Source organism: Psychromonas sp., from assembly GCF_041586535.1.
Taxonomy (GTDB): domain Bacteria; phylum Pseudomonadota; class Gammaproteobacteria; order Enterobacterales; family Psychromonadaceae; genus Psychromonas.
Genome location: NZ_JBFGZY010000149.1, coordinates 1 through 9638, shown reverse-complemented (window position 1 = coordinate 9638; position 9638 = coordinate 1). Strand labels below are relative to the sequence as shown.

The window sequence follows — 9638 nt, the reverse complement described above, 5'->3', positions numbered from 1 at the left end:
GTTGCCATACCGCTGCTCGGAGAAGAGTTACGCAAGAGCTGGTTACCCGCCGCGGTGGGTTTTTATATTGCTGCAAATACCGTCGGCGGGATCAGCAGCCGCCTGATCAGTGGTATTTTTAGCGAGTATTCGGACAGCTGGCGGGCCACCGGATATCTTATTGCGTTAATAAGCTGCACCCTGTTTGTCGTGGTATTTTTTATCCTGCCGAAACAGCGTCATTTTACCGCGGTAAAATATCAGCTTAAGCCCAGCTTAAAAGCATTTTCCGGTCATCTGCAGCGCCCTCAACTGCTGATGATATATATCATTATCGGTCTGGCATTCGGCAGCTTCGTTAATCTGTTCAGCTATTTGATGACCGTACTGGAAAGGGCGCCTTTTGAGCTGCCAAGTGGTGTGCGCAGTTTAATGTTCCTGACTTTTCTGGGTGGCACAGCCAGTTCTTCACTGGCGGGGAAATTCTCTAAAAAACATGGCCAGCTGGCCGGCATCGCTACCGGACTATGTATTATGCTGGCTGCGATTATCACCTTGAATAACGGTTATTTGCCGCTGATGATTGTCGGCATGATCATGCTGGCGGTGGGGTTCTTTTTCTGCCATGCCCAGGCCAGCACTCTGGTCGGACGCAGTGTTAAAAAAGGCAAAGGAAGCGCTCAGGCGCTGTACAGTCTGTTTTATTATAGCGGCGCAAGTCTTGGCGTTTTTGCGATTGATCCTTTTTATCAGCAGTGGGGCTGGCAGGGGGTATTAGCCTGTACGGGGATAGCCCTGTGTTGCTGCCTGATATTGCTGGCTGTCTACCAGATGAAATTTACCGGCGAACAGAAAATGGCGACACAGCCGGCTTGATTTTTTATTCGCAACTGATTGTGATGTCTGGAAAGGTTGGAGGGATTATCCAACCTTTATTGAAAGTTAAACAACGTTCTTAATTGCGGCTTTTTAGCGGTTTTCTGCGTCCTGATTTAGGCGCTTTTTTCGGTGCATAACTGACATCAGAGTTAGGTATAGCTAATCGCGGAGTAAATCCTGGTATCTCTTTTCTTGTTATAAATTCACCAAGACGATTTTCAATGGCGCACAGGTTTCTAAAGTCATCTCTGGAAACAAATGAAATGGCTTCACCTATGGCACCGGCACGGCCTGTACGGCCGATGCGATGCACATAATCATCGGCTTCATCGGGCAGATCGTAGTTAACCACCCGGCTAAGCGAGTCGATATCAATACCACGGGCGGCAATGCCGGTGGCGACCATAAATTTAAGGCTACCGGATTTAAAATCCTCCAATAGCTGCGCACGTACTGCCTGGCTTCTGCCGCTGTGCAGCGCTTCGGCTTTAATACCGCGTTTTTCCAGCTGGCTGACCAGTTTTGCTGCGCCGCGTTTTGTTTCGATAAAAATCAGGGCCTGATCCCAGTTGTTTTCAGAGATTAAAAAACTGAGCAGGGCTGATTTACAGTCCTTATCCACGGGAATCAGACATTGTTCAATCTTCGGCATCGTCCCGCTGTCCGGTTTTATGGCGATTTCAACAGCATTTTCAATGGCGGTTTTTGCTAAAAAACGCACCTGCTGTGAAAGAGTGGCTGAAAACAGCAGGTTTTGTCTCTTCTCCGGCAGGCGCTCGACAATTTTATTGATATCGGCGATAAAGCCCATATCCAGCATTCGATCGGCTTCATCTAATACCAGTATTTCCAGTTCATCAAAATGTATCGCGCGGCGGGTATACATATCCAGCAGCCGTCCCGGCGTTGCAACCAGAATATCAACCCCTTCGATCAGGCGCTCTTTCTGCGGCTCTGAGTCAACGCCACCGAACATCGCCATCGAGGTCAGGTTAAGGTGCTTACTATACAGGGCGATGTTTGCATCAACCTGTATCGCCAGCTCTCTGGTCGGGGTAAGAATAAGTGCACGAATACGTTTTGCACGCACGGGCGGCGCATCAATCAGGTTCTGCAGGATCGGCAGGACAAAACTTGCCGTTTTGCCGGTCCCGGTCTGCGCTGCTGCAATCAGGTTTTTACCTGCCAGGATCAGTGGAATCGCTTTTTCTTGAATCGGCGTAGGGGTCTCGTAACCCTGTTCGGTTACTGCTTGTACAATAGGATCGCTTAATCCAAGCTTGGAAAATGGCATGTGGTGTCTCAACTAGATAAAAAAATCAGTCTGTTGCTGCCTTAAACAGCTACAGAAGAATACAGCCGTCTATTCTAACATGAAAAGCAGTAATGGCTGCGCTGCATCTGCAGGCAATTTTTGTGAAATCAGCAAGAGTACTTATTTACAGGGGGGCGGCTTATTGGCGCTGTTTTCAATACCGGGCTAGTTCTAATGTTTATCTTGATCATCGATAACATCTAGCACATACCCCATACCGCGAATAGTATGGATAAGTTTTGGCTCAAAGGTTTTATCCACTTTATTACGCAGGCGTCTGATTGCCACATCAATAACATTGGTGTCGCTGTCAAAATTCATGTCCCAGACCTGCGATGCAATTAATGAACGGCTTAATACTTCACCCTTGCGCTGCATTAATAATTCCAGCAGTGAAAACTCTTTTGCTGTCAGGGTGATCGCTTCGTTATCCCGGTAGACGCGTCGGCGCAGAAGATCCAACTGCAGGTTTTCGATTTGCAGGGTTGTTTCATCATGGCTGACGTTGTTATTTCTTTTCAGGATATTGCGGATACGTGCGAGCAGCTCGACAAAGGCAAAAGGTTTAACCAGATAATCATCAGCGCCCAGCTCCAGCCCCTTGACGCGATCTTCTATCTGATCCCGTGCGGTGAGCATCAATACCGGCGTATCAATTTTACTGCTGCGCAGAGTCTGCAGAACCTGCCAGCCATTGAGTTTAGGTAACATGACATCTAATACAATAAGATCATATTCTTCGCTCATGGCCTGGTGTAACCCATCAATACCATTGATTGCTAAATCTACCCGGAAACTCGATTCTGTCAGTCCTTTTGTAAGGTACTCTCCAGTTTTTTGTTCGTCTTCAACAATCAATAATCTCATCTTTTATTCTCCGGGGATTCCAAGTGCTTATCATTTTATCTGTTTGCGCAGAAAATTCAGGTTAATTGTGAAATCTTATTTTTAGCGGGTTTTTGTCTACAAGCCTTACTATTGATGCGCTGTATGAAGCAACCATCTTGGGTTGGATTTTCAGGAGATAATCGGATAGTTTATTAATTCGCCTGATAATAGCTGTAAGTAATATTGACTAAACCCGTGTAAACAAGCTGACCTTGTTCATTCATCACCTCCTGCAGGGTAATATTGGCATTGTCATTTAAGGTGACACTGTTTTTCTCTTTTAAAGAGCCTAATTGTAACGCGAATTCATTGTTTAATTCAGTGCCTGACTTGGCTTTCAGCAGATTTAATTTTTCCAGGCCAAGTTGATATGCCGCTTCCTTACTGTCTGCCGCGGCTGTTTTAATGGTTTTGTTAGTGCTGTGTTCGCTGTAATCACCGTAAACTACAGGAGCTGCGAAGGCAGTTGCGCTGAAAATAACCATGGTTGATGCTAATAATGTATTCTTAATTGTTTTCATTTTGTTACCCTCTTAAGCTGAATGAGTTAATGTGTTTGTGTGTACAGGATAAGAATACGCCATACTTGGTGACTGGAAACAAACATCAAGATGACATATTTGTCATCTTGATGAGTAATAGGAGTTATCTGTTTTTTTAGAGCCTGACCAGGCGAGTTACTGCTGCATAAAACCCGAGCTGCGAGCGTAGATTAGATCCGGCGGCTTATTCCGCTGATTCTGGACGTTCACTGGCGAACAGGGCTGCTGGTCAAATGGGGAATAATAGAAAAAACCGGCCTGAAGATCCGGCCGGTTTATTGCGGGGGATTGCCGGTTTTTATCAGTTCGCTTGTGAATAGCTGTAAGTTACATTTACCAGACCTTCATAAACAACCTGCCCCTGCTCATTGATCATCTCCTGCAGAGTAATATAAGCACCGTCATCTAAGGTGACACTATTTTTCTCCTGATAAGATCCTAATGATAGCGCCAGTTCACTGCTTAATTCAGCCCCTGATTCTGCTTTCAACTGAGTTAATTTCTCAAAGCCAAGCTGATATGCCGCTTCTTTACTTTCTGCTGTGGCTGTCTTAACTGTTTTGTTGCTGTGATGTACGCTGTAATTACCATAAACCGCTGAGCCTGCAAAAGCTGTTGCACTGAAAATAACCATGGTTGATGCTAATAATGTGTTTTTCAATGTTTTCATTTTCTTATCCTCTTCAGTTAAATGACTTGCTGTGTTTGTTTGTATGGAATAAGAATAGTCCTTAGTTGATGACCGAAAACCAACGCTAAAATGACATCTTTGTCATACTGGCAAATAAAGCTGACGTGTTTAATTTGATAAGGTTACAATTAAGCTCAAGCATATAATATTGGTTTTTTAATATCGCATCTCGGGAAAAAATATGATTCTGCAACGCTCTTTGACACTTCGTCTTACCAGTTTTTTTTCGATAGCCACTGTGCTGGTGATCACCGGTTTGTCCTGGCTTATCCATCATGAAATTGAAGGCTACTTCTATAAAGAAGACAGGGTGATCTTAAATAGTAAAATCAATATGCTTAAGGATGTTATTGCCCGCACCGGTTTTAACAGCGAGTTTCCAAAAATATTAAAGGGTTTGGAGAAAAATGAAGGGGTGGCGATTAAAATAGATAACCCTGATGATCAGATTGCACTTTATGTTTCTGAACATATCCGCTTCCCCGGCGATATTTTGTTTGGGGCTGAGCCGGTCATCATAAACCCGGTCGATCACAAACAGAGCTCCAGCTATCAATCAGTTGCCGGAATGCTGTCCAGGCAGGAAAGTTTATTAGAATGGCAGGATCAGGATAACCTTTATCGCGGCATGCAGTATCATTTAACCTTAGCGAATGCCAACCACTCATCAGTGCTGGTCACGATGGCGATTAACATTAATCACCATCGTGAATTTTTACATAACTTTGGCACAATATTAATTAAATTTACTGTTATTGCCGCTATTATCAGTGCGCTTTTAAGCTGGTTTCTGACCTATCGGGGGCTGTTGCCATTGCAGCAGTTATGCACAAAAGCGAAACTGGTTACCGGAAAAGATATTAAACAGCGTATGCCCGTTGATAATTTACCCGTTGAAATTGCCGGATTATCCCACACACTGAACAATATGCTGGAACGTCTGCAGGATGCTTTTGTGCGCCTGGAAAATTTCTCTTCTGATATTGCCCATGAACTGCGCACCCCGATTAATAACCTGATGATGCAGACCCAGGTAGCGCTATCCCAGCCGCGCAGTAAAGATGAATACCTGCACACCTTAGGCTCTAATGCGGAAGAGTTTGAGCGCCTGGCAAGAATGATTTCAGACATGTTATATCTGGCAAAAACGGAAAATGAACAGGTCCTGATCAACAGCGAAGATATTCTGCTGGAGCAGGAGATAGCTAATCTGCTGGAGTATTATGAGATGCTTGCCGAAGACCGAAATATTACCCTGACGCTGGAGGGTGAAGCAAAGGTCCAGGGGGATAAACTGATGCTTCGCCGCGCATTCAGTAACTTAATCTCTAATGCGATAAAAAATAGTTTTGAGGGAGGGGAGATCAATATCAATATTTACACTTCTAAGCAGAGTGTTGTGGTCTATGTGATCAATCATGGTGAGACGATTCCCGCCGAGATATTACCGCATCTGTTTGACCGTTTTTACCGTGCAGACAAAGCCAGAACCTGCTGTTTAAGTGAAGGCGTGGGACTGGGACTGGCAATTACCCAATCTATCGCTAAACAGCACGGAGGCAAGGTTTCGGTTCGCTCTGAAGACAATCTGACCACCTTTACATTTGCCATTTAATGAAGATAAATAATACAGTTTTAGTCAGCGTCGTGCGGTTTTACTGTGAAAAGCGAAACAGTAATAATCTATCTATAGCAACGCTCTGTAAATAAAAGCCTTTTTACAATCAAAGCAGCTTATATTGTCCATTTTTTATCCCGTCAATTGTCCAGTTACCAATCCGGTAGCGAATTAAACGCAGAGTCGGAAAACCGATATGTGCAGTCATGCGCCGGACCTGACGGTTACGGCCCTCTTTGATAGTGATGCTTAGCCAGGTGGTGGGAATATTGGCGCGCTCCCGAATCGGTGGGACGCGTGGCCAGATATCGGGCTGCGCCATGATTTTTATCTCGGCCGGCAGGGTTAAACCATCTTTAAGTTTCACCCCGTCACGCAGTTTCTGCAGATCCGTTTCACTGGGAGCGCCTTCTACCTGCACCCAGTAGGTTTTACTGGTCTTCGCCTTTGGCTCGGTGATCTGTGCCTGTAATTTACCATCATTGGTTAATAACAATAATCCTTCACTGTCCCGATCCAGGCGACCGGCTGCATAGACCTGTGGAATATCAATGTAATCCTTTAATGTCAGACGCTTATGTTGAGTGTTGTCCTGATCGGTGAACTGACTTAAAACATCAAAGGGTTTATTAAATAAAACAATTTTGCGGGTTGCATCGCTCACAACCGGTAAGTGATTTTTGCTGCTTTTATTTTTACCTGAGATTCGCGCTTTGACGTTGCCGGTATTTTTTTTCGTAAACCTGGTCGATTTTTGTTGGGAATTTAAAGTTTTGCTCACGAAAACACCTTGAGATAGATAAAAGGGAATTGTAACAGAAGATCAAATTTATACCTCAACTAGCTGAAAAAGTAAAAATACAGCGGGCGGTTAGGTGGACTATTTATTAGTTTTCGCTATTATGTTGCTTAAAATATAACAGCGTAACAAATCAACAACATTTGTTATCCGTGAGTTATCACCGGATTATCTGCTCTTACGCTTTGTTGTTTCGGCAGATAATCAGGCTGGGGTCAACAGGCCCCGGCAACATCATAAAACTTCTTAAAGGAATAAATATGACAGACAAATCTGCAAAGATCATCTATACACAAACAGATGAAGCACCTGCCCTTGCAACACATTCTCTTCTTCCTATTGTGAATGCATTTACCCAAGCTGCGGATATAAAAGTTGAAACGCGTGATATCTCTTTAGCAGGGCGAATTATCGCTAACTTCCCTGAAAAGCTCAGTGCGGAACAAAAACAGATCGATGCGTTAGCAGAATTAGGTGAACTTGCCAAAACACCGCAGGCGAACATTATTAAATTACCTAATGTCAGTGCATCAATACCACAGCTGCAGGCTGCTATTAAAGAGTTGCAGGCGCATGGTTTTGATATTCCGAATTATCCGGAAGACGCAAAAAATGATGCAGAAAAAGAAGTTAAAGCACGTTATGCAAAAGTATTAGGCAGTGCTGTAAATCCTGTCTTACGTGAAGGTAACTCCGACCGTCGTGTGGCAGATGCGGTTAAGCAATACGCACAAGATCACCCGCACCGCATGGGAGCCTGGTCTAAAGATTCAAAGTCACATGTTGCTAATATGCAGGCAGGTGATTTTTATGGCAGTGAGCAGTCTGTTGTAGTAGAGCAGGATGATGATCTGAAAATTGTATTTACCGCCGCATCCGGCGATACAACGGTATTAAAAGCTTCTACACCGGTATTAAAAGAGGAAGTCATTGATGCATCGGTGATGAGCTGCGCAGCATTGCGCGCTTTCTTTGAAGCTGAAATGCAGGATGCGAAAGAAAATAATATTATGCTTTCTCTGCATCTTAAAGCAACGATGATGAAAGTATCCGATCCGATTATGTTCGGGCATGCGGTAACGGTTTATTTTAAAGATGTATTTGCCAAACATGCAGCACTCTTTGCCGAGCTGGGTGTGGATCCAAGTAATGGCCTGGGGGATGTTTATGCTAAAATAGCGCCCCTGCCAAGCGCGCAAAAAGAGCAGATTGAAGCGGATATCCAAGCGGTTTACGTGACCCGTCCGGCACTTGCGATGGTTGATTCAGACAAAGGGATCACTAATTTACATGTACCTAGTGATGTGATTATCGATGCCTCTATGCCGGCTGCTATCCGCAGCTCCGGTTGTATGTGGGGCGCAGACGGTAAACTGCATGATACTAAAGCGATGATTCCGGATCGTTGTTATGCGGGCATTTATCAGGAAACTATCTCTTACTGCCGTGAACACGGGGCATTTGATCCTGCGACTATGGGTAACGTATCAAACGTTGGCTTAATGGCACAAAAAGCGGAAGAGTACGGCTCGCACGATAAAACTTTCCAAATTAAAGAGGCCGGTACGGTACAAGTTATCGATTCAGCAGGTAACACTTTAATGGAGCACAACGTTGAACAAGGTGATATCTGGCGCATGTGCCAGGCCAAAGACATTCCCATTCAAGACTGGGTGCGTCTGGCGGTAAGCCGCGCAAGAGCTACCGGACAACCTGCTATTTTCTGGTTAGATGAAAATCGTGCTCACGATACCAACCTGATTGTTAAAGTGCATAAATACTTAAAAGATCATGATACTAAAGGCCTGGATATTCGCATCTTATCACCGGTCGACGCGATTAAAGTCACGCTGCAGCGCGTTTCAGAGGGTAAAAATACTATCTCCGTAACAGGTAATGTACTGCGTGATTACCTGACGGATCTGTTCCCGATCTTAGAGCTTGGCACCAGCGCGAAAATGCTTTCAATTGTTCCTCTGCTTGCGGGCGGTGGTTTATTTGAAACGGGCGCGGGCGGCAGTGCACCTAAACATGTTCAGCAGTTTGTTGAAGAAGGGCATTTGCGTTGGGATTCACTGGGTGAATTTCTGGCTCTCGCTGTTTCTATTGAAGATATTGCTGCAAAAACAGGTAATCAGAAAGCGGTTGTGCTTGCTGAAGCACTGCATGCCGCAAACGGCAAGTTCCTGAAAGAAGACAAGTCGCCATCACGTAAAGTGAAGGAGCTGGATAACCGCGGCAGCCATTTTTATCTTGCACTGTACTGGGCAGAAGCGCTTGCAGAGCAGACTAAAGATGCACAGCTGCAGGCGAAATTTACACCGCTTGCTAAAGCGTTAGCGCAGAACGAAGCGAAGATTGTCGATGAGTTAAATGCAGCGCAAGGCAGCCCGGTTGATCTGGGTGGTTACTTCCATACCGATCCGGTGAAAGTGGCTACGGCAATGCGTCCGAGTAAAACATTAAATGAGGTGCTTGCAGCCATTTGATGTTAGGGTTTGTTTAACTGTATAGGCAGGTAAATTTGTCTGCTCAATAAAGGCGCTCTTTGAGCGCCTTTATTAGGTCTGTTGATCTTTCGAGATTGTTTTTGCAGCAGTTTGTTGGTTCTTTATACAAGGCAGAGCCTGCGTAGTGTAGTTACTCTACATAAACAGGCGATAACGCAGTAGAAAGAGCCAACAAGCGCTGCCCGAAGGGTTCGGCTAAAAGCGTTTTACTCTTTGTTGCAAGGTATTTACTTAGAATGACTGAGCTACACCCCTCGCGTCGCGATTAAAACGCTTTTATCTCGAACAAAAATTAACCGCGAAAGATCAACATACCCCAGAGCACCATATAGTTTAAAAAACGAACGCCAGAGCTGACTAAAAATCGCTCATTCTGCGTTGTGTCAGCTCGAAAGAGATCTCTATTCCTTCGCTAAC

The 9638-nt window shown here is 44.7% G+C and carries 8 protein-coding genes; 3 read left to right on the top strand and 5 right to left on the bottom strand.

Annotated features, from left to right (window positions below; all coding sequences use genetic code 11):
* On the top strand, positions 1–855 hold an 855-nt coding region (locus ABZA00_RS14675; protein WP_372882908.1), incomplete at its 5' end, for an MFS transporter.
* A gap of 79 nt (positions 856–934) precedes the next feature.
* Here ABZA00_RS14675 and ABZA00_RS14670 read toward each other — a convergent pair.
* The 4 genes from ABZA00_RS14670 to ABZA00_RS14655 form a co-directional block, all read right to left on the bottom strand.
* Complete coding sequence (locus ABZA00_RS14670) at positions 935–2152, bottom strand: DEAD/DEAH box helicase (protein ID WP_372882907.1); 1218 nt, start codon at positions 2150–2152, stop codon at positions 935–937.
* Positions 2153–2344: 192 nt separating this feature from the next.
* Positions 2345–3040 carry a heavy metal response regulator transcription factor gene (locus tag ABZA00_RS14665; RefSeq protein WP_372882906.1) on the bottom strand — a complete coding sequence of 232 codons (696 nt, stop codon included), beginning with the start codon at positions 3038–3040 and terminating at the stop codon, positions 2345–2347.
* Between the two features lie 173 nt (positions 3041–3213).
* Positions 3214–3582 carry a DUF3316 domain-containing protein gene (locus ABZA00_RS14660; RefSeq protein ID WP_372882905.1) on the bottom strand — a complete coding sequence of 123 codons (369 nt, stop codon included), beginning with the start codon at positions 3580–3582 and terminating at the stop codon, positions 3214–3216.
* 322 nt (positions 3583–3904) lie between these two features.
* Positions 3905–4273: a DUF3316 domain-containing protein gene (locus ABZA00_RS14655; protein WP_372882904.1), complete on the bottom strand. Its 369-nt coding sequence runs from the start codon at positions 4271–4273 to the stop codon at positions 3905–3907.
* A 202-nt stretch (positions 4274–4475) separates the two neighbouring features.
* On the opposite strand from ABZA00_RS14655, the gene ABZA00_RS14650 reads away from it, so the two are divergent.
* On the top strand, positions 4476–5909 hold the full coding sequence (locus ABZA00_RS14650; RefSeq protein ID WP_372882903.1) for a heavy metal sensor histidine kinase: 1434 nt from the start codon (positions 4476–4478) through the stop codon (positions 5907–5909).
* A gap of 109 nt (positions 5910–6018) precedes the next feature.
* On the opposite strand, the gene ABZA00_RS14645 is transcribed toward ABZA00_RS14650, so the two are convergent.
* The gene (locus tag ABZA00_RS14645) at positions 6019–6693 is read right to left on the bottom strand and encodes a pseudouridine synthase (RefSeq protein WP_372882902.1); all 675 of its coding nucleotides are present in this window, start codon (positions 6691–6693) and stop codon (positions 6019–6021) included.
* Between the two features lie 278 nt (positions 6694–6971).
* Between ABZA00_RS14645 and ABZA00_RS14640 the strand changes: the two genes are divergently transcribed.
* Positions 6972–9200, top strand: coding sequence for an NADP-dependent isocitrate dehydrogenase (locus tag ABZA00_RS14640; protein ID WP_372882901.1), 2229 nt, complete (start codon positions 6972–6974; stop codon positions 9198–9200).
* The last annotated feature ends 438 nt before the right edge of the window (positions 9201–9638 follow it).

Bases quoted from the DNA above. Each gene is read 5' to 3' on its own strand.
- ABZA00_RS14665 (WP_372882906.1), bottom strand. From the start codon at position 3,040: ATGAGATTATTGATTGTTGAAGACGAACAAAAAACTGGAGAGTACCTT.
- ABZA00_RS14640 (WP_372882901.1), top strand. From the start codon at position 6,972: ATGACAGACAAATCTGCAAAGATCATCTATACACAAACAGATGAAGCA.
- ABZA00_RS14650 (WP_372882903.1), top strand. From the start codon at position 4,476: ATGATTCTGCAACGCTCTTTGACACTTCGTCTTACCAGTTTTTTTTCG.
- ABZA00_RS14660 (WP_372882905.1), bottom strand. From the start codon at position 3,582: ATGAAAACAATTAAGAATACATTATTAGCATCAACCATGGTTATTTTC.
- ABZA00_RS14655 (WP_372882904.1), bottom strand. From the start codon at position 4,273: ATGAAAACATTGAAAAACACATTATTAGCATCAACCATGGTTATTTTC.
- ABZA00_RS14670 (WP_372882907.1), bottom strand. From the start codon at position 2,152: ATGCCATTTTCCAAGCTTGGATTAAGCGATCCTATTGTACAAGCAGTA.